Origin of the sequence: Pseudomonas frederiksbergensis, from assembly GCF_001952935.1 — a bacterium.
GTDB classification, from domain to species: Bacteria; Pseudomonadota; Gammaproteobacteria; order Pseudomonadales; family Pseudomonadaceae; genus Aquipseudomonas; species Aquipseudomonas frederiksbergensis.
On the sequence record NZ_CP018319.1, the window covers coordinates 3,747,684 to 3,767,097 of the forward strand.

The 19,414-nt window shown below is 57.9% G+C and carries 17 protein-coding genes; 16 read left to right on the top strand and 1 reads right to left on the bottom strand.

Annotated features, from left to right (window positions below):
- Window positions 1-9: 9 nt before the first annotated feature.
- Entirely contained in the window at window positions 10-792 is a 783-nt protein-coding gene (gene map / locus PFAS1_RS17395; RefSeq protein WP_008146676.1) for a type I methionyl aminopeptidase, read from the bottom strand.
- A gap of 373 nt (window positions 793-1,165) precedes the next feature.
- Here map and rpsB point away from each other — a divergent pair, with 373 nt between their 5' ends.
- From rpsB to dnaE, 16 genes are all read left to right on the top strand, one after another.
- Window positions 1,166-1,903, top strand: coding sequence for a 30S ribosomal protein S2 (rpsB, locus tag PFAS1_RS17400; protein ID WP_003219330.1), 738 nt, complete (start codon window positions 1,166-1,168; stop codon window positions 1,901-1,903).
- Between the two features lie 192 nt (window positions 1,904-2,095).
- Entirely contained in the window at window positions 2,096-2,959 is an 864-nt protein-coding gene (gene tsf, locus PFAS1_RS17405; RefSeq protein ID WP_010462832.1) for a translation elongation factor Ts, read from the top strand.
- Window positions 2,960-3,169: 210 nt separating this feature from the next.
- On the top strand, window positions 3,170-3,913 hold the full coding sequence (gene pyrH / locus PFAS1_RS17410) for a UMP kinase (protein ID WP_003172271.1): 744 nt from the start codon (window positions 3,170-3,172) through the stop codon (window positions 3,911-3,913).
- Window positions 3,910-4,467 (top strand): ribosome recycling factor, encoded by a 558-nt coding sequence (gene frr, locus PFAS1_RS17415; protein WP_074879698.1) that lies wholly within the window; start codon window positions 3,910-3,912, stop codon window positions 4,465-4,467. Before pyrH ends, frr begins: the two co-directional genes overlap by 4 nt.
- A gap of 13 nt (window positions 4,468-4,480) precedes the next feature.
- Entirely contained in the window at window positions 4,481-5,236 is a 756-nt protein-coding gene (gene uppS, locus PFAS1_RS17420; protein WP_074879695.1) for a polyprenyl diphosphate synthase, read from the top strand.
- On the top strand, window positions 5,236-6,042 hold the full coding sequence (locus PFAS1_RS17425) for a phosphatidate cytidylyltransferase (RefSeq protein ID WP_076029923.1): 807 nt from the start codon (window positions 5,236-5,238) through the stop codon (window positions 6,040-6,042). The genes uppS and PFAS1_RS17425 overlap by 1 nt, the downstream gene beginning before the upstream one ends.
- The gene (ispC, locus tag PFAS1_RS17430) at window positions 6,039-7,229 is read left to right on the top strand and encodes a 1-deoxy-D-xylulose-5-phosphate reductoisomerase (RefSeq protein ID WP_076029924.1); all 1,191 of its coding nucleotides are present in this window, start codon (window positions 6,039-6,041) and stop codon (window positions 7,227-7,229) included. Before PFAS1_RS17425 ends, ispC begins: the two co-directional genes overlap by 4 nt.
- 53 nt (window positions 7,230-7,282) lie before the next feature.
- A complete protein-coding gene (rseP, locus tag PFAS1_RS17435; protein ID WP_076029925.1) occupies window positions 7,283-8,635 on the top strand; it encodes a sigma E protease regulator RseP in 1,353 nt (450 codons plus the stop codon).
- 74 nt (window positions 8,636-8,709) lie between these two features.
- Complete coding sequence (gene bamA / locus PFAS1_RS17440) at window positions 8,710-11,085, top strand: outer membrane protein assembly factor BamA (protein WP_076029926.1); 2,376 nt, start codon at window positions 8,710-8,712, stop codon at window positions 11,083-11,085.
- Window positions 11,086-11,130: 45 nt separating this feature from the next.
- Entirely contained in the window at window positions 11,131-11,634 is a 504-nt protein-coding gene (locus tag PFAS1_RS17445; protein WP_008028980.1) for an OmpH/Skp family outer membrane protein, read from the top strand.
- Window positions 11,635-11,636: 2 nt separating this feature from the next.
- On the top strand, window positions 11,637-12,692 hold the full coding sequence (gene lpxD / locus PFAS1_RS17450; protein ID WP_076029927.1) for a UDP-3-O-(3-hydroxymyristoyl)glucosamine N-acyltransferase: 1,056 nt from the start codon (window positions 11,637-11,639) through the stop codon (window positions 12,690-12,692).
- A gap of 107 nt (window positions 12,693-12,799) precedes the next feature.
- Entirely contained in the window at window positions 12,800-13,240 is a 441-nt protein-coding gene (gene fabZ, locus PFAS1_RS17455) for a 3-hydroxyacyl-ACP dehydratase FabZ (protein ID WP_008154051.1), read from the top strand.
- A complete protein-coding gene (lpxA, locus tag PFAS1_RS17460; protein ID WP_074879681.1) occupies window positions 13,237-14,013 on the top strand; it encodes an acyl-ACP--UDP-N-acetylglucosamine O-acyltransferase in 777 nt (258 codons plus the stop codon). Before fabZ ends, lpxA begins: the two co-directional genes overlap by 4 nt.
- A 2-nt stretch (window positions 14,014-14,015) precedes the next feature.
- Complete coding sequence (gene lpxB / locus PFAS1_RS17465) at window positions 14,016-15,143, top strand: lipid-A-disaccharide synthase (RefSeq protein ID WP_076029928.1); 1,128 nt, start codon at window positions 14,016-14,018, stop codon at window positions 15,141-15,143.
- Complete coding sequence (gene rnhB, locus PFAS1_RS17470; RefSeq protein ID WP_076029929.1) at window positions 15,143-15,784, top strand: ribonuclease HII; 642 nt, start codon at window positions 15,143-15,145, stop codon at window positions 15,782-15,784. Before lpxB ends, rnhB begins: the two co-directional genes overlap by 1 nt.
- Window positions 15,785-15,867: 83 nt before the next feature.
- Window positions 15,868-19,389, top strand: coding sequence for a DNA polymerase III subunit alpha (gene dnaE / locus PFAS1_RS17475; protein ID WP_076029930.1), 3,522 nt, complete (start codon window positions 15,868-15,870; stop codon window positions 19,387-19,389).
- Window positions 19,390-19,414: the final 25 nt, after the last annotated feature.

Here is a 19,414-nt window from a genome sequence, read left to right on the forward strand (position 1 = left end):
GCGCCCGGATCAGGCCGAAACGCGCGGGATGGTGTCGTCGGCGCGCAGGGTGAAGATCTCGTAACCGGTTTCGGTTACCAGCAGGGTGTGTTCCCACTGTGCCGACAGCTTGCGGTCCTTGGTGATCGCGGTCCAGCCGTCGCCCAATACCTTGGTGTCGGCCTTGCCCTGGTTGATCATCGGCTCGATGGTGAAGGTCATGCCGGCTTTCAGTTCCATGCCGGTACCGGCGCGGCCGTAGTGCAGGATCTGCGGCTCTTCGTGGAATACCTTGCCGATGCCGTGACCGCAGAATTCGCGAACCACGGAAAAACCGTTCTTTTCAGCGTGCTTCTGGATCACTTCACCGATGTCGCCCAGGCGGCAGCCGGGTTTGACGATTTCGATGGCCTTGTACATGCATTCCTGGGTGACCTGCGACAGGCGCTCGGCCCAGACCGGCACGGTGCCGACGTGGAACATGCGGCTGGTGTCGCCGTGGTAGCCGTCCTTGATGACGGTGACGTCGATGTTCAGCGTGTCGCCATCTTTCAGCGGCTTCTCGTTCGGGATGCCGTGGCAGACCACATGGTTGATCGAGGTGCAGATCGACTTCGGGAAGCCTTTGTAGTTGAGCGGGGCAGGGATGGCTTTCTGCTCATTGACGATATAGTCGTGGCAGATGCGGTCCAGTTCTTCAGTGGTAATGCCCGGCTTGACATGTTCGGCAATCATTTCCAGCACATCGGCGGCCAGTTTGCCGGCGATGCGCATTTTTGCGATGTCCTCTGGGGTTTTGAGGGTGACGGTCATACAGGCTCTCTCTGCGCTCGATGGCGCCTTCTAAAACGGAATGGGCGTTGCGCGATTGATCTTCGCGGCCCTTAAAAACGCGATTCTAACAGACGAGCAGCGCAAATCTGAGCCTCTGTGCATCGCTTCTCCTTATAGAATGGCGCATTCTTGGAGGATTCCAAGGGCCGGAACCAAAGCACGCGCCAGGATTTAACAATCCGGGTTCCGTTTTTTTCTGCCTTGTGATATAAAATGCGCCGCTTTCCGGGGATCCCCTGAAAAGCCTAAATCCACACACGTGTCGACACGATGACCTGGGTGCCTTCAGCTGATGCTGCTGGTTGGTCATTGGGATACGTGGAGGCCAAACCCGACTTATTAAGGAACTATCATGTCCCAAGTCAACATGCGCGATATGCTGAAGGCCGGTGTGCACTTCGGTCACCAGACCCGTTACTGGAACCCGAAAATGGGTAAGTACATTTTCGGCGCGCGTAACAAGATCCACATCATCAACCTTGAAAAAACCCTGCCAATGTTCAACGAAGCTCTGACTTTCGTAGAGCGTCTGGCCCAGGGCAAAAACAAGATTCTGTTCGTCGGCACCAAGCGTTCCGCTGGCAAGATCGTTGCTGAAGAAGCAGCACGTTGCGGTTCGCCGTACGTCGATCACCGCTGGTTGGGCGGCATGCTGACCAACTTCAAAACCATCCGTGCTTCCATCAAGCGTCTGCGTGACCTTGAAGTGCAAGCCGAAGACGGTACTTTCGCCAAGCTGACCAAGAAAGAAGCGCTGATGCGCACTCGCGATCTTGAGAAGCTCGATCGTTCCCTGGGTGGTATCAAGGACATGGGCGGTCTGCCAGACGCACTGTTCGTTATCGACGTTGATCACGAGCGCATCGCGATCACCGAAGCCAACAAGCTGGGCATCCCGGTTATCGGCGTAGTCGATACCAACAGCAGCCCGGAAGGCGTTGACTACATCATCCCAGGCAACGATGACGCAATCCGCGCTATCCAGCTGTACATGGGTTCGATGGCTGACGCTGTTATCCGCGGTCGCAACCACGTTGCTGGCGGCACCGAGCAGTTCGTTGAAGAAGCTCCGGTAGCAGCAGCTGAGTAATTGACGCCCAGGCGTTGACTCAGTAAGCAAAAAGGGGGCTTGGCCCCCTTTTTGCCACCTCGAAAACCGTTTGTCGGCAGCGCAGTTACAGCCTTTGTAGCCTGCAGCAGCCAGCAAAGGTAGTTCGGGAAGAATTGATCGCCCGTTCGGTCGGGTGGAATGGTTGAAAACCTATCCAAGAGGAATTTTGAAATGGCAGAGATTACTGCAGCGTTGGTCAAAGAACTGCGCGAGCGTACTGGCGAAGGCATGATGGACTGCAAAAAGGCCTTGACCAAGGCTGGCGGCGACATCGAAAAAGCCATTGATGACATGCGTGCTTCGGGCGCCATCAAGGCTGCCAAGAAAGCTGGCAACGTTGCCGCTGAAGGCGCGATCGCTCTGAAGGAAGACGGTAAAACTGCCGTTCTGCTGGAAGTGAACTCGCAGACCGACTTCCTGGCTCTGCAGGACGACTTCAAGGCATTTGTTGCCAGCAGCGTTGAAAAAGCGTTCGCTGACAAACTGACTGACGTCGCTCCGCTGATCGAAGCTCAAGAAGCTGATCGCCTGGTTTTGGTCGGCAAGGTTGGCGAAAACGTCAACATCCGTCGCCTGGCTCGCGTTGAAGGTGATGTTGTTGGTGGTTACCTGCACGGCAACAAGATCGGTGTTGCGGTTGTTCTCAAAGGCGGCACCGTTGAGCTGGCCAAAGACATCGCTATGCACGTAGCGGCCACCAACCCTGAATTCCTGCTGCCATCGGAAGTTTCCGCTGAAGCGGTCGAGCGCGAGAAAGGCGTGTTCCTGACCCTCAACGCTGACAAGATCGCTGGCAAGCCAGAAAACATCGTTGAAAACATGGTCAAAGGCCGTATCAGCAAGTTCCTGGCTGAAGCGAGCCTGGTTGAGCAGGCGTTCGTCAAGAACCCTGAAATCAAGGTTGGCGAACTGGCCAAGAAAGCCGGTGCTGAAATCGTTTCTTTCACCTACTTCAAAGTAGGCGAAGGCATCGAGAAGCCGGTCGACAACTTCGCTGAAGAAGTTGCTGCCCAGCTGGCTGCCGCCAAGCAATAAGACGGTTTTTTAACTGTCGCCCTGAAGAGGCTGCCCGCTCACGCGCGCAGCCTCTTTTCAGATGGGGCACCAATTTTTAATTGGTTTCCCTTTGGAACTGGCTTACAAAGCCATGTTCCGATGGCGCTGAAGCAGCGCCAAGTTAGAGTGAACGCCAGCTGTAAACAGCTCGCAAAGAATTTTTAAAATACGCCGCAGGAGAGATTCGCAATGGCTCAGCAGGGCAGTGGTTATCAGGCTCGCTATAAACGCATTCTACTCAAGCTTAGCGGCGAGGCCCTGATGGGCTCGGAAGAGTTCGGGATCGATCCGAAAGTTCTGGATCGCATGGCACTGGAAGTCGGCCAGCTGGTCGGCATCGGTGTTCAGGTCGGTCTGGTGATCGGCGGCGGCAACCTGTTCCGCGGTGCAGCGCTGAGCGCCGCCGGCATGGATCGGGTTACCGGTGACCACATGGGCATGCTGGCCACTGTGATGAACGCCCTGGCCATGCGCGATGCGCTGGAACGTGCCAATATCTCGGCCATCGTGATGTCGGCCATTTCCATGGTTGGCGTAACCGATCACTATGATCGCCGCAAAGCCATGCGCCACCTGAACGCCAAGGAAGTCGTGATTTTCGCGGCCGGTACCGGCAATCCGTTCTTCACCACGGATTCGGCAGCGTGCTTGCGTGCGATCGAAATCGATGCTGATGTCGTGCTCAAGGCGACCAAGGTCGATGGCGTCTATACCGCTGACCCATTCAAAGACCCGCATGCCGAGAAGTTCGATCATCTGACTTACGATGAAGTACTGGATCGCAAGCTGGGCGTGATGGATCTGACCGCCATTTGCCTGTGCCGCGACCACAAGATGCCGTTGCGCGTATTTAACATGAACAAGCCCGGCGCCCTGCTGAATATCGTACATGGCGGCGCTGAAGGGACCCTGATCGAGGAAGGCCAACAATGATCAACGAAATCAAGAAAGACGCTCAAGAGCGCATGAAAAAATCCGTCGAGTCGCTGATGCACAACTTCGGCCGTATTCGTACCGGCCAGGCGCACCCAAGCATTCTGGAAGGCGTTATGGTGCCGTATTACGGCTCCGACACCCCGATCAAGCAGGTGGCGAACATCACCGTCAAAGATGCGCGTACCCTGCAAGTCGTTGCCTTTGAGCGCAACATGCTGGGTGCCGTCGACAAAGCCATCGGCAGCGCGGGTCTGAACCTCAACCCGACCAACCTGGGTGAATTGCTGCTGATCTCCATGCCGGCCCTGACCGAAGAAACCCGCAAGGGCTTCACCAAGCAGGCTCGCGATGTCGCTGAAGATGCTCGTGTTGCGGTGCGCAACATCCGTCGTGATGCGAACAGCCAGCTCAAGGATCTGGTCAAGGAAAAGGAAATCAGCGAAGACGAAGAGCGCCGCGCCACTGGCGAGATCGATGATCTGACCAAAAAATACGTGGCTGAAATCGACGCGAATCTGGCGCAGAAAGAAAAAGACCTGATGGCCGTATAAGGGTCACGTTTTAATGGATAAGACAAAGCAGACTGCGCCGTCCGCGGTGCCGCGCCATGTCGCGATCATCATGGATGGTAATAATCGCTGGGCGAAAAAACGCTTTATGCCGGGTGTCGCCGGTCATAAAGCGGGCGTGGATGCGGTTCGTGCGGTAATCGAGGTGTGCGCCGAGGCCGGGGTCGAAGTATTGACCCTGTTCGCCTTCTCCAGCGAGAACTGGCAGCGCCCGGCCGACGAGGTCAGCGCCTTGATGGATCTGTTCTTCAAGGCATTGCGTCGCGAGGCCAAGCGCCTGAATGAAAACAACATCAGTTTGCGCATCATTGGCGACCGTTCGCGTTTTCACCCAGAGCTTCAGGCTGCCATGCGTGAAGCTGAGGCAATGACGGCGGGCGCCAATCGCTTCGTTCTGCAGATCGCTGCCAACTATGGCGGGCAGTGGGATATCGCGCAGGCCGCACAGCGTCTGGCTCGGGAAGTTCAGGCCGGGCACCTGCGTCCGGAAGACATTACCCCGGAACTGTTGCAAACCTGTCTGGCTACCGGCGATTTGCCGTTGCCGGACTTGTGCATCCGTACCGGTGGCGAGCACCGCATCAGTAACTTCCTGCTGTGGCAACTGGCATACGCCGAGTTGTACTTCTCCGACCTGTTCTGGCCGGACTTCAAACACGATGCCATGCGTACCGCGCTGGCCGATTTTGCTTCTCGGCAGCGCCGCTTCGGTAAAACGAGCGAGCAGGTCGAGGCTGGAGCCCGGGTTTAATGCTTAAACAACGAATCATCACCGCACTGATCCTGCTGCCGATTGCCTTGGGCGGGTTTTTCCTGCTCGAAGGTACCGGTTTTGCGCTGTTCATCGGGCTGGTCGTGACCTTAGGTGCATGGGAGTGGGCTCGCCTGGCGGGCTTCACTGAGCAGCGGGTCCGCGTTGCCTATGCGGCTGTGGTCGCGTTGATGCTGTTTGTCATGCATGTCGTGCCTGGGCTCGCGCCTTGGGTATTGGGCGCTTCGGTGCTGTGGTGGGGCGTTGCAACCTATCTGGTGCTGACGTATCCGCGCTCCAGCGAACTTTGGTCCAGTGCTGCCTGCAAGCTGATGATCGGTCTGCTGATCCTGCTGCCGGCCTGGCAAGGCCTGGTTCAGATCAAGCAGGAGCCTTTGGGCAACTGGTTGATCATGGCGGTGATGGTGCTGGTCTGGGGTGCTGATATCGGTGCTTATTTCTCTGGCCGGGCTTTTGGCAAGCGCAAGCTGGCGCCCCAGGTCAGTCCTGGCAAAAGCTGGGAGGGCGTCTACGGCGGCCTCGCGGTGAGTCTGGTCATAACTGTCATTGTCGGTCTGGTTCGGGACTGGACGGTGGCGCAGCTGTTCAAAGGTTTGATTGGTGCAGCCATCATCGTGTTTATCTCGGTGGTAGGTGATCTCACCGAAAGCATGTTCAAGCGTCAGTCCGGGATCAAGGACAGCAGTAATCTGCTTCCCGGGCACGGCGGCGTGCTGGACCGTATCGACAGCCTGACGGCAGCGATTCCAGTGTTTGCCGTGCTGCTGTGGATGGCGGCACCGTGAGCCGCCCGCAGCAGATTACCGTCCTGGGGGCGACCGGTTCGATTGGGCTGAGCACGCTTGACGTCATCGCTCGTCATCCTGAGCGTTATCAGGTTTTCGCCGTGAGCGGTTTCACCCGTCTGAGCGAATTGTTGGCGTTGTGCGTTCGTCATACGCCGCAGTTCGCCGTGGTGCCCGAGGCGGGTGGTGCCCGAAGGTTGCAGGACGACTTGCGTGCCGCAGGTCTGTCGACTCGCGTGCTAGTGGGTGAAGAGGGCCTGTGTCTGGTTGCTTCCGACCCTGAGGTCGATGCAGTCATGGCGGCCATCGTTGGCGCTGCGGGCTTGCGACCGACTCTGGCGGCGGTCGAAGCCGGCAAGAAAATCCTCCTGGCCAACAAAGAAGCGCTGGTGATGTCCGGTGCGCTGTTCATGCAGGCGGTGCGCAAGAGTGGTTCGGTGTTGCTGCCGATCGATAGCGAGCACAACGCGATTTTCCAGTGCATGCCTCAGGATTTTGCTCGTGGGCTGGGTGCCGTCGGGGTGCGTCGGATTTTGCTCACGGCCTCTGGCGGTCCGTTCCGACAGACACCTATGGCTGAACTGGTGCATGTTTCCCCTGAGCAGGCGTGTGCTCATCCGAACTGGTCCATGGGGCGCAAGATTTCGGTGGATTCGGCCAGCATGATGAACAAGGGGCTGGAGTTGATCGAAGCCTGCTGGCTGTTTGATGCCAAGCCGTCCCAGATCGAAGTGGTGATTCATCCCCAAAGCGTTATTCATTCGCTGGTCGATTACATCGACGGTTCGGTATTGGCCCAGTTAGGTAACCCTGACATGCGCACGCCGATCGCCAACGCGCTGGCCTGGCCGGAGCGAATCGATTCGGGTGTTGCGCCGCTGGACCTGTTTGCAATTGCGCGGCTGGACTTCCAGGCGCCTGACGAAGAGCGATTCCCGTGTCTGCGCCTCGCGCGTCAGGCGGCCGAAGCCGGCAACAGCGCGCCGGCCATGCTGAACGCGGCGAATGAAGTGGCGGTCGCGGCCTTTCTCGACGGGCGGGTTCGCTACCCGGAAATCGCGAGTATCATCGAAGAAGTGTTGAGCATTGAGCCCGTGGTTGCGGTTGGCGATCTCGAGGCAGTGTTCACGGCCGACGCAAAAGCGCGAGTACTGGCCGAACAATGGTTGAGTCGTCACGGGCGGTAAATGCTGCAATACGTTGACCCATGCGGCACTGGACAGGATTGCGGAGAAAGTAGATGAGCGCGCTCTATATGATTGTCGGCACCCTGGTGGCTTTGGGCGTGCTGGTCACCTTCCACGAATTCGGCCATTTCTGGGTCGCGCGTCGCTGTGGAGTCAAAGTGCTGCGTTTCTCCGTGGGCTTCGGTATGCCATTGCTGCGCTGGCACGACAAGAAGGGCACTGAGTTCGTCGTCGCCGCGATCCCGCTGGGCGGTTACGTGAAAATGCTCGACGAGCGCGAAGGTGAAGTGCCCGCCGATCAGCTTGATCAATCTTTCAATCGCAAATCCGTCCGCCAGCGTATCGCTATTGTGTCGGCGGGGCCGATTGCCAACTTTTTACTGGCGATGTTTTTTTTCTGGGTGCTCGCCATGCTCGGCAGCGAGCAGGTGCGCCCGGTCATTGGGGCGGTCGAATCCGGCAGTATCGCCGCCAGGGCTGGTTTGAGCGCGGGTCAGGAAATCATTGCCATCGATGGCGAGCCAACTTCCGGCTGGGCCGCGGTGAACCTGCAGTTGGTCCGTCGTCTTGGGGAGAGCGGTTCTCTGCAATTGCTGGTCCGTGACCAGGGTTCCACGGTGGATTCGCCCCGTGAGCTGATGCTGGATAAATGGCTCAAGGGTGCCGATGAGCCGGATCCGATTCGTTCGCTGGGTTTGCGCCCTTGGCGTCCGGCGCTGCCACCGGTCCTGGCTGAACTTGATCCGAAAGGCCCGGCACAAGCGGCTGGCCTGAAGACCGGTGACCGACTGTTGGCCCTGGACGGCAAGCCGCTTGATGACTGGCAGCAGGTGGTGGACACGGTCCGTATGCACCCTGATACCAAAATCATGCTGCGCGTCGAGCGCGATGGTGCTCAAATCGACGCCCCTGTGACGTTGGCCGCTCGCGGCGAGAAGAAGGCGCCCAGTGGTTATCTGGGGGCTGGGGTGAAGGCTGTTGATTGGCCGCCAGAGATGATTCGTGAAGTTAGTTATGGTCCTGTGGCCGCGATTGGGGAGGGTGCTCGACGCACCTGGACCATGAGCGTACTGACCCTCGATTCGCTCAAGAAAATGTTGTTCGGTGAGCTCTCGGTAAAAAACTTGAGTGGACCGATAACCATTGCTAAAGTGGCGGGCGCTTCTGCCCAGTCGGGTGTCGCTGATTTCCTGAATTTCCTTGCTTATCTGAGTATTAGCTTGGGAGTTCTGAATTTGTTGCCCATTCCTGTACTGGATGGGGGGCATTTGTTGTTTTATCTGATCGAGTGGGCGCGTGGTCGCCCCTTGTCGGATCGGGTGCAGGGTTGGGGGATACAGATCGGTATCAGTTTGGTGATCGGGGTGATGTTGCTTGCTCTTGTCAATGATCTGGGTCGACTGTAACGCTTCGCTGAATTGCGAATCTGCCGCATTTTGCGGCAGTTTGTTTATTGCCAGTTGGAATAAGAAAGGACTTCATGAAACGTCTGCTGCTAACTGCGGTTCTCACCGTATTGATGATCGCCGAAGTTCACGCCGAGTCCTTCACTATCTCTGATATTCGCGTCAATGGCCTCCAGCGGGTCTCCGCGGGTAGCGTCTTTGGTGCTTTGCCGTTGAACGTCGGTGAACAGGCGGATGATCGTCGCCTGGTGGAATCCACTCGTGCGTTGTTCAAAACCGGTTTCTTTCAAGATATCCAGCTGGGCCGCGATGGCAACGTCCTGGTCATTACTGTAGTCGAGCGCCCGTCGGTCGCCAGTATCGAGATCGAGGGTAACAAGGCGATCTCCACTGAAGACCTGATGAAAGGCCTCAAGCAATCCGGTCTGGCCGAAGGCGAGATCTTCCAGCGCGCCACCCTCGAAGGTGTGCGTAACGAGCTGCAGCGTCAATACGTCGCTCAAGGTCGCTACTCGGCTACCGTCGACACCGAAGTGGTGCCGCAGCCGCGTAACCGCGTTGCGTTGAAGGTCAATATCAACGAAGGCACCGTTGCTGCTATCCAGCACATCAACGTGGTGGGTAACACCGTCTTCCCTGAAGAAGACCTGATCGACCTGTTTGAACTCAAGACCACCAACTGGCTGTCGTTCTTCAAGAACGATGACAAGTACGCTCGTGAAAAACTTTCCGGTGACCTGGAGCGTCTGCGTTCCTACTACCTGGACCGTGGCTATATCAACATGGATATCGCTTCGACCCAGGTGTCCATCACCCCGGACAAGAAGCACGTCTATATCACCGTCAACGTCAATGAAGGCGAGAAGTACACCGTCCGTGACGTCAAGCTGAGCGGCGACCTGAAAGTTCCTGAAGACCAGGTCAAGTCCCTGCTGCTGGTGCAGAAAGGCCAGGTGTTCTCGCGCAAGTTGATGACCACCACATCCGAACTGATTACCCGCCGCCTGGGTAACGAGGGTTACACCTTCGCCAACGTCAATGGCGTGCCTCAGCCGCACGATGAAGACAACACTGTCGACATCACATTTGCCGTCGATCCGGGCAAGCGTGCTTACGTGAACCGCATCAACTTCCGTGGCAACACCAAGTCCGAGGACGAAGTGCTGCGCCGCGAAATGCGTCAGATGGAAGGCGGCTGGGCTTCGACCTACCTGATCGACCAATCCAAGACCCGTCTTGAACGTCTGGGCTTCTTCAAGGAAGTCAACGTCGAAACACCGGCCGTGCCGGGCGTCGACGACCAGGTAGACGTGAACTACAGCGTTGAAGAACAGGCCTCCGGTTCGATTACCGCCAGCGTCGGTTTTGCCCAGAGCGCCGGTTTGATCCTCGGCGGTTCGATCACCCAGAACAACTTCCTGGGTACGGGTAATAAGGTCAGCGTCGGCTTGACTCGCAGTGAATACCAGAGCCGTTATAACTTCGGTTATGTCGACCCGTACTGGACTGCTGATGGCGTGAGCCTGGGTTACAACGCGTTCTATCGCACCACTGACTACGACGACCTCGACGTCGATGTTGCCAGCTATGCCGTAGACAGCCTGGGTGCAGGCGTGAGCGTCGGTTACCCGATCAGCGAGACTTCGCGTCTGACCTTCGGCCTGTCTGCGCAGCAAGACAAGATCAAGACCGGTCAATACACCGTTGACGAGATCTTCGACTTCGTTAACAAGGAAGGCGACAACTACCTGAACTTCAAGGCTTCGGCCGGTTGGTCCGAGTCCACCCTGAACAAGGGCGTACTGGCGACCCGTGGTCGTTCCCAGAGCCTGACTCTGGAAACCACCACCCCTGGCAGCGACTTGTCGTTCTTCAAGCTCGATTACCGTGGCCAGTTGTTCCAGCCGTTGTCTGAAAACTACACCATGCGCCTGCACACCGAACTGGGCTATGGCGATGGTTATGGTTCTACCGATGGCTTGCCGTTCTATGAAAACTACTATGCTGGTGGTTTCAACTCGGTTCGTGGCTTCAAGGACAGCACTCTGGGGCCTCGCAGTACACCAAGTACCGGTAAAAACCCGGGTACGTCGTTTGACCCGGATCAGGATCCGCTGCCGTTCGGTGGTAATGTCCTGATCCAGGGCGGTGTTGAGGTTCTGTTCCCTCTGCCGTTCGTCAAGGATCAGCGCTCCCTGCGTACTTCGGTATTCTGGGACGTGGGTAACGTGTTCGACTCGACGTGCAAAGAGACCAGGAACGCTGACGGTTCGAAGTCCAATACGCAGTGCAACGATATCAGCCTGAGCAACATGGCCAGCTCCGTCGGTGTCGGCGTGACCTGGGTTACCGCGCTGGGTCCTTTGAGCTTCGCGTTGGCCATGCCGGTCAAGAAACCGGATGACGCTGAGACTCAAGTGTTCCAATTCTCCCTCGGCCAGACGTTCTAAGCGTCTGACCCAAGATAACGACAATGGATTTTGTAGGAGTGCATCGTGCGTAAGTTGACTCAATTGGTTCTCCTGGCGACCGTACTGGTCGCAGGTCCGGCTTTTGCCGACATGAAAATCGCCGTTCTGAACTATCAGATGGCTCTGCTGGAATCTGATGCGGCCAAGAAGTACGCCGTTGATGCCGAGAAGAAGTTCGGCCCACAGCTGACCAAGCTCAAGACACTGGAAAGCAGCGCTAAAGGTATCCAGGACCGTCTGATGGCTGGCGGCGACAAGATGCAGCAAGGTGAGCGTGAACGCCTGGAGCTCGAGTTCAAGCAAAAGGCCCGTGACTTCCAGTTCCAGTCCAAGGAACTGAACGAAGCCAAAGCCGTTGCCGACCGTGAAATGCTGAAACAGCTCAAGCCGAAACTGGACAGCGCTGTGGAAGAAGTCATCAAGAAAGGTGCTTTTGACCTGGTCTTCGAGCGTGGCGCAGTGATTGATGTCAAGCCTCAGTACGACATCACTCGCCAGGTTATCGAGCGCATGAATCAGCTGAAGTAACCATGACAGCGACTATAAAGCTCGGCCAATTGGCCGAGTTCCTCGGCGCCACACTGCGTGGCGACCCGGAGAAAGAAATTTCTGGGCTAGCCACTTTGCAAGAGGCTGGCCCAGCTCAGTTGAGCTTTCTCGCAAACCCCCAATACCGTAAATACCTGGCTGACAGCCGGGCCGCAGCCTTGTTGCTGAAGGCCGCTGACGCTGAAGGTTTTGCAGGTAATGCGCTGGTCGTGTCCGATCCGTATCTGGCCTACGCGCGGATTTCCCATCTGTTCGATCCCAAGCCAAAGGCCGCTGCCGGTGTTCATCCGACAGCTGTTGTAGCGCCGGATGCAGTGGTCGATCCAGCGGCGAGCATTGGTGCTTTTGCGGTGATCGAAAGCTGCGCACGTATTGCAGCGGGTGTGACCGTTGGCGCGCACTGCTTCATCGGTGCCCGCTGCGAGATTGGCGAGGGCGGCTGGTTGGCCCCGCGAGTCACGCTGTATCACGACGTACGCATCGGTAAGCGGGTAGTGATTCAATCCGGTGCCGTACTGGGTGGCGAAGGTTTCGGTTTTGCCAACGAGAAAGGTGTCTGGCAGAAGATCGCCCAGATCGGTGGTGTGCTGGTCGGTGACGACGTTGAGATTGGCGTGAATACCGCTATTGATCGCGGTGCGCTGGCCGATACCGTTCTGGGTAACGGGGTGAAACTCGACAACCAGATTCAGATCGCCCACAACGTCCAGGTCGGTGATCACACCGCCATGGCTGCGTGCGTGGGGATCTCCGGCAGCACCAAAATCGGCAAGCATTGCATGCTCGCCGGTGGCGTAGGGCTGGTGGGGCATATTGAAATTTGCGACAACGTTTTTATCACCGGGATGACCATGGTGACCCACTCGATTACCGAAAAGGGTTCCTATTCTTCCGGTACAGCCATGCAACCGGCGGCCGAATGGCGCAAAAGCGCGGCCCGTATCCGTCAGCTCGATGACATCGCGCGGCGTCTGCGACAGCTGGAAAAGCGTGTAGGGGACGTGACCCCTGACGGTAATGCTTCATCTGATGGCTGATACCATTTCCATATCAAGTGTGCACAGCCGCTAGACTGCCTCCTTGATTTGCTAGAGGGGTGCGCGTCAGTCGCGCCTCCCAATCTTTACATAGGCTTCCCCCCGAAATGATGGACATCAACGAGATTCGCGAATACCTGCCTCACCGTTACCCGTTCCTGCTGGTGGACCGGGTCGTGGATCTGGATGTGGAAGGCAAGCGCATTCGCGCCTACAAGAATGTCAGCATCAACGAACCTTTCTTCAATGGTCACTTTCCTGCGCATCCAATCATGCCGGGCGTATTGATCATCGAAGCGATGGCTCAGGCTGCTGGCATCCTTGGCTTCAAAATGCTCGATGTGAAGCCTGCCGACGGTACGCTCTACTACTTCGTCGGTTCCGACAAGCTGCGCTTTCGCCAGCCCGTCACCCCAGGCGATCAATTGATCCTCGAAGCCCGCTTCATCAGCTGCAAGCGCCAGATCTGGAAGTTCGAGTGCCAGGCTTCGGTCGATGGCAAGCCAGTCTGCTCTGCTGAAATCATCTGCGCGGAACGCAAACTATGAGTTTGATTGACCCTCGCGCAATCATCGATCCGGCGGCTATCCTGGCCGACGGCGTCGAGGTCGGCCCTTGGTCGATCATCGGTGCAGGTGTGGAAATCGGCGAGGGGACAGTGATCGGGCCGCATGTGATTCTCAAAGGCCCGACCCGAATCGGAAAGCACAACCGCATCTACCAGTTTTCTTCGGTAGGCGAGGACACGCCCGATCTGAAATACAAGGGTGAAGAAACCCGTCTGGTCATTGGTGACCACAACGTCATCCGTGAAGGCGTGACGATTCACCGTGGGACCATCCAGGATCGTGCTGAAACGACCCTGGGTGATCACAATCTGATCATGGCCTATGCCCACATCGGCCACGACAGCGTCATCGGCAACCACTGCATCCTGGTCAACAACACCGCGTTGGCGGGCCATGTGCACGTTGAAGACTGGGCGATCCTGTCCGGTTTTACCCTGGTTCACCAGTATTGCCATATCGGCGCCCACAGTTTTTCCGGTATGGGCACCGCCATCGGCAAGGATGTCCCGGCGTACGTCACGGTGTTCGGCAACCCGGCCGAAGCCCGCAGCATGAACTTCGAAGGCATGCGTCGTCGCGGTTTCAGCGAAGATGCGATCCACGCTCTGCGTCGTGCCTACAAAGTGGTTTATCGCCAGGGCCTGACAGTTGAACAGGCACTCGCCGAGCTGGCCGAACCTTCGGATCAGTTCCCGGAAGTCGCGGTATTTCGTGATTCCATCCAGTCTTCGACCCGCGGCATCACTCGTTAATCATGGCTAATCTGCGTATAGCGCTGGTGGCGGGTGAGGCTTCCGGCGACATTCTCGGCGCGGGTCTCATGCGCGCACTCAAGGCACAGCACCCGGCAGTCGAGTTCATCGGTGTCGGTGGTCCGCTGATGCAGGCCGAAGGCCTGACTTCGTATTTCCCGATGGAACGTCTTTCGGTCATGGGCCTGGTGGAAGTGCTGGGCCGCTTGCGCGAGTTGCTGGCACGCCGCAAAAAGCTGGTTGCCGACCTGATCGCCCAGAAGCCGGACGTGTTCATCGGTATCGATGCTCCGGACTTCAACCTCAATATCGAACTCAAGCTGCGTCAGGCCGGCATCAAGACCGTGCATTACGTGAGTCCGTCGGTTTGGGCCTGGCGGCAGAAACGGGTGCTGAAGATTCGCGAAGGCTGCGATCTGATGCTGACGCTGTTCCCGTTCGAAGCGAAATTCTATGAAGAGAAGGGCGTGCCGGTGCGATTTGTCGGGCACTCCCTGGCCGATGCTATTCCGCTTGAGGCTGATCGCGCCGCAGCGCGGGCCGAACTTGGCTTGCCGGATGGGCCGCTGGTCGCCCTGATGCCGGGCAGCCGTGGCGGTGAGGTTGGGCGCCTTGGTGCGCTGTTCCTCGATACCGCCCAGCGCTTGCGGGCCCTGCGTCCGGGCGTACGCTTCGTCATGCCATGCGCGAGCCCGCAGCGCCGGGCCCAGCTTGAAGAGCTGCTGGCCGGTCGCGATCTGCCGCTGACCTTGCTCGACGGCAAATCCCACCTGGCCCTGGCTGCTTGCGACGCCGTGTTGATTGCTTCGGGCACCGCTACGCTGGAAGCATTGTTATACAAGCGGCCGATGGTGGTCGCTTATCGCTTGGCACCGCTGACGTTCTGGATTCTCAAGCGGATGGTGAAGAGTCCCTACATCTCGTTGCCGAATTTGCTGGCCCAGCGCCTGCTGGTGCCGGAGTTGTTGCAGGACGATGCGACGGTAGAGGCTTTGGCCCAAACCCTGTCGCCACTGATTGAAGGTGGCCAGGAACAGACCCGAGGCTTTGACGAAATCCACCGAACCCTGCGCTTGGACGCCTCCAATCAGGCAGCGGACGCGGTACTGAACCTGATTGGCAGAGCATAATGAGCAAAGCAAGCAAGCAGATGGGCCTGGATTTTATGCTAGTCGATGAGCTTGAAGATCTGGTGGCGGGTGTCGATGAAGTCGGTCGCGGCCCGCTGTGTGGTGCGGTGGTGACGGCGGCAGTGATCCTCGATCCGAGCCGCCCCATCCTGGGCCTCAACGACTCGAAGAAGCTCACCGAAGCTCGCCGTGAAGCGCTTTACGACGAAATCTGCGAAAAGGCCCTGAGTTGGTATGTCGCCCGCGCCGAAGTAGAAGAAATCGACGACCTGAACATCCTGCACGCCACCATGCTGGCCATGCAGCGTGCCGTCGAAGGGCTGCACATTCAGCCGAAACTGGCGATGATCGACGGCAACCGTTGCCCGAAACTGTCCATGCGCGCCGAATCGGTGGTGCAGGGCGACGGCAAGGTACCGGCCATTGCTGCAGCGTCGATTCTGGCCAAGGTCAGCCGCGACCGCGAGATGGCAGCGTTCGAATTGATTTACCCGGGTTACGGCATCGGTGGCCACAAAGGCTACCCGACGCCCGTTCACCTGGAGGCGCTGGCCCGCTTGGGGCCGACGCCGATTCACCGCCGCTCGTTCGCCCCGGTACGCCTGGCTTACGAGGCGCGGGAAAACCTGATCGAGAGTTAGTCGCAAGGCTGATGTTTTTGCCAAGGCCCGGTACAATCCGGGCCTTGTTGTCTTCACGTTTCTAGTTTCTAGACAGGATCACTATGCCGGCTTCATTCGTTCATCTACGCCTGCACACTGAGTATTCCCTGGTCGACGGTCTGGTGCGGATCAAACCGCTGGTCAAGACCCTGGTCGGCATGAACATGCCTGCCGTAGCGGTCACCGATCAGAACAACATGTGTTCGCTGGTCAAATTTTATAAAGCCGCCATGGGCGCCGGGATCAAGCCGATCTGTGGCGCCGACCTGTGGCTGTCGAACAAGGATCCGGATAACGCCCTGAGCCGGATCAGCCTGCTGGCGATGAACGCCGTGGGTTATCGCAACCTCACCGAACTGATTTCCCGCGGCTTCATCGACGGCCAGCGCAATGGCTCGGTCATCATCGAGCGCGAGTGGGTAGCCGAAGCCAGCGAAGGCTTGATCATGCTGTCGGCGGCGAAAGAAGGCGAGATCGGCCTGGCGATGCTCAGTGGCAACCCGGCCGAAGCGGAAAACCTGGCACGCGAATGGATGGCCGTGTTTCCGGATCGTTTCTATCTGGAGATCCAGCGCACCAACCGCCCCAACGACGAAGAACAGTTGCACGGCGCCGTGGCCCTGGCTGAAAAAATCGGTGCGCCGCTGGTCGCGACCAACGACGTGCGCTTCATCAAACAGGAAGACTTCGCCGCCCACGAAACCCGCGTTTGCATCGGTGAAGGCCGCGCCCTCGACGATCCGCGGCGTTCGAAGAATTACAGCGATCAGCAATACCTCAAAAGCGCCGAGGAAATGGCCGAGCTGTTCAGCGACATTCCCGAAGCGCTGGAAAACACCGTCGAGATTGCCAAGCGCTGCAACATCGAAGTGAAGCTGGGCACTCACTTCCTGCCCAACTTCCCGATCCCCGATGGCATGACCATCGACGAATATTTCCGCAAGGTTTCCTTCGATGGCCTGGAGGATCGCCTCAGCGTTCTGCTGCCCAAGGACACTACCGAAGACTACGAAGCCAAGCGTCAGGTCTACGTCGACCGGTTGAACTTCGAGCTGGATATCATCATCCAGATGGGGTTCCCGGGTTACTTCCTGATCGTTATGGACTTTATCCAGTGGGCCAAGAGCAACGGCGTGCCGGTGGGCCCAGGCCGTGGATCGGGTGCCGGGTCGCTGGTGGCCTACGTGCAGAAGATCACCGACCTTGACCCGCTGGAATATGACCTGCTGTTCGAACGTTTCCTTAACCCGGAACGGGTATCCATGCCCGACTTCGACGTCGACTTCTGCATGGACGGTCGTGACCGTGTAATCGACTACGTAGCCGAAAAATACGGCCGCAACGCGGTAAGTCAGATCATCACCTTCGGTTCCATGGCGGCGAAAGCGGTGGTCCGTGACGTGGCGCGGGTGCAGGGCAAGTCTTACGGCCTGGCGGATCGTCTGTCGAAGATGATTCCGTTCGAAGTCGGCATGACCCTGGAAAAGGCCTACGAGCAGGAAGAAATCCTGCGTGACTTCATCAAGGTTGATGAAGAAGCCGCCGAAATCTGGGAAATGGCCCGCAAGCTGGAAGGCGTTGTGCGTAACGTCGGCAAGCACGCCGGTGGTGTGGTTATCGCGCCGACCAAGCTGACTGACTTCTCGCCGATTTATTGCGATGAGGCCGGTGATGGCCTGGTGACCCAGTTCGACAAGGACGACGTTGAAGCGGCGGGCCTGGTGAAGTTCGACTTCCTCGGTCTGCGGACCCTGACGGTCATCGACTGGGCGCTGAAAACCATCAACCGCGATCGCGCCAAGGTCGATGAGCCGCCGCTGGATATTGCGTTCATCCCTCTGGACGACAAGCCGACCTACCAGTTGCTGCAAAAAGCCGAAACCACCGCGGTGTTCCAGCTCGAGTCGCGCGGCATGAAAGAGCTGATCAAAAAGCTCAAGCCCGACTGCCTGGAAGACTTGATCGCACTGGTGGCCCTGTTCCGTCCGGGCCCGTTGCAATCGGGCATGGTGGACGACTTTATCAACCGTAAGCACGGTCGCGCCGAACTCGCGTACCCGCACTCGGACTACCAGTACGAAGGCCTCAAGCCGGTTCTGGCACCGACTTACGGCATCATCCTGTATCAGGAACAGGTGATGCAGATTGCCCAGGTCATGGCCGGTTACACCCTCGGCGGTGCGGATATGCTGCGTCGAGCCATGGGTAAGAAAAAGCCCGAAGAAATGGCCAAGCAGCGCGGCGGTTTCATTGAAGGTTGCAAGACCAACAATATCGAAGCCGACCTGGCCGGTAACATTTTCGACCTGGTAGAAAAGTTCGCCGGTTACGGCTTCAACAAATCCCACTCCGCCGCTTATGGCCTGGTGTCCTACCAGACCGCCTGGCTGAAAACGCACTACCCGGCGCCATTCATGGCCGCGGTACTGTCGGCGGATATGCACAACACCGACAAGGTCGTGACCTTGATCGAAGAAATTCGCACCATGAAGCTGCGTCTCGACGCGCCGGATGTGAATACTTCGGAGTTCAAGTTCACGGTGAATGACGAAGGCCGGATTATTTACGGCCTCGGCGCGATCAAAGGGGTGGGCGAAGGCCCGGTGGAAGCCATCACCGAGGCGCGTCAGGAAGGTCCATTCAAGGATCTGTTCGATTTCTGCGCCCGTGTCGACCTCAAGCGAATCAACAAGCGCACCCTGGACGGTTTGATCCGCAGCGGTGCGCTGGATCGCCTGGGCCCTTACTTCCATGACGAGCAGAAAGCCTATCAGGCCAATATCGACCGCAACCGGGCGGTCTTGCTGAATGCCATGGAAGGAGCGATCAAGGCGGCCGAACAAACCGCGCGTACCCATGACAGCGGTCATGTCGACCTGTTTGGTGGTCTGTTCGTCGAAGAAGATGCCGACGTCTACGCCAATCACCGCAAAGCCAAGGAATTGACTCTCAAGGAGCGCCTGAAAGGGGAGAAAGACACCCTCGGCCTGTACCTGACCGGTCACCCGATCGACGAATACGAAGGTGAGATCCGCCGTTTCGCCCGTCAGCGCATCATTGACCTGAAACCGGCCCGTGATACCCAGACCGTTGCAGGCATGATCATCGCCTTGCGGGTGATGAAGAACAAAAAGGGCGACAAGATGGGTTTCATCACCCTCGACGACCGTTCGGGCCGGATCGAAGCGTCGCTGTTCGCCGAAGCATTCCATTCAGCGCAGTCGCTGTTGCAGACCGACGCGATGGTGGTGGTCGAAGGCGAAGTCAGTAACGATGATTTCTCCGGTGGGCTGCGGCTGCGCGTCAAGCGGGTGATGAGCATGGAAGATGCACGCACCAATTTGGCCGAAAGCCTGCGCTTGAAGCTGCAGACCCAGGATTTGAAAGGCGATCAGCTACGCTGGCTCGGTGAGTTGTTCAAGCGTCACCGTGGCGCGTGCCCGATCACCATGGAATACACCAGTCCCGATGCGAAGGCCTTGCTGCAGTTCGGCGAGACCTGGCGGATCGACCCGGCGGATGCCTTGATTCAAGCCCTGCGTGACCAGTTCGGGCGAGACAACGTCTTCCTCCAATACCGTTGACGGTCAGGCGCTATAGAAGCGCCTG

What these genes read in the sequence shown, in the direction of transcription:
- lpxD (WP_076029927.1), top strand. Translation starts at nt 11,637, where the DNA reads ATGACAGCGACTATAAAGCTCGGCCAATTGGCCGAGTTCCTCGGCGCC.
- map (WP_008146676.1), bottom strand. Translation starts at nt 792, where the DNA reads ATGACCGTCACCCTCAAAACCCCAGAGGACATCGCAAAAATGCGCATC.
- pyrH (WP_003172271.1), top strand. Translation starts at nt 3,170, where the DNA reads ATGGCTCAGCAGGGCAGTGGTTATCAGGCTCGCTATAAACGCATTCTA.
- rpsB (WP_003219330.1), top strand. Translation starts at nt 1,166, where the DNA reads ATGTCCCAAGTCAACATGCGCGATATGCTGAAGGCCGGTGTGCACTTC.
- PFAS1_RS17425 (WP_076029923.1), top strand. Translation starts at nt 5,236, where the DNA reads ATGCTTAAACAACGAATCATCACCGCACTGATCCTGCTGCCGATTGCC.
- fabZ (WP_008154051.1), top strand. Translation starts at nt 12,800, where the DNA reads ATGATGGACATCAACGAGATTCGCGAATACCTGCCTCACCGTTACCCG.
- rnhB (WP_076029929.1), top strand. Translation starts at nt 15,143, where the DNA reads ATGAGCAAAGCAAGCAAGCAGATGGGCCTGGATTTTATGCTAGTCGAT.
- frr (WP_074879698.1), top strand. Translation starts at nt 3,910, where the DNA reads ATGATCAACGAAATCAAGAAAGACGCTCAAGAGCGCATGAAAAAATCC.
- lpxB (WP_076029928.1), top strand. Translation starts at nt 14,016, where the DNA reads ATGGCTAATCTGCGTATAGCGCTGGTGGCGGGTGAGGCTTCCGGCGAC.
- uppS (WP_074879695.1), top strand. Translation starts at nt 4,481, where the DNA reads ATGGATAAGACAAAGCAGACTGCGCCGTCCGCGGTGCCGCGCCATGTC.
- rseP (WP_076029925.1), top strand. Translation starts at nt 7,283, where the DNA reads ATGAGCGCGCTCTATATGATTGTCGGCACCCTGGTGGCTTTGGGCGTG.
- lpxA (WP_074879681.1), top strand. Translation starts at nt 13,237, where the DNA reads ATGAGTTTGATTGACCCTCGCGCAATCATCGATCCGGCGGCTATCCTG.
- dnaE (WP_076029930.1), top strand. Translation starts at nt 15,868, where the DNA reads ATGCCGGCTTCATTCGTTCATCTACGCCTGCACACTGAGTATTCCCTG.
- bamA (WP_076029926.1), top strand. Translation starts at nt 8,710, where the DNA reads ATGAAACGTCTGCTGCTAACTGCGGTTCTCACCGTATTGATGATCGCC.
- tsf (WP_010462832.1), top strand. Translation starts at nt 2,096, where the DNA reads ATGGCAGAGATTACTGCAGCGTTGGTCAAAGAACTGCGCGAGCGTACT.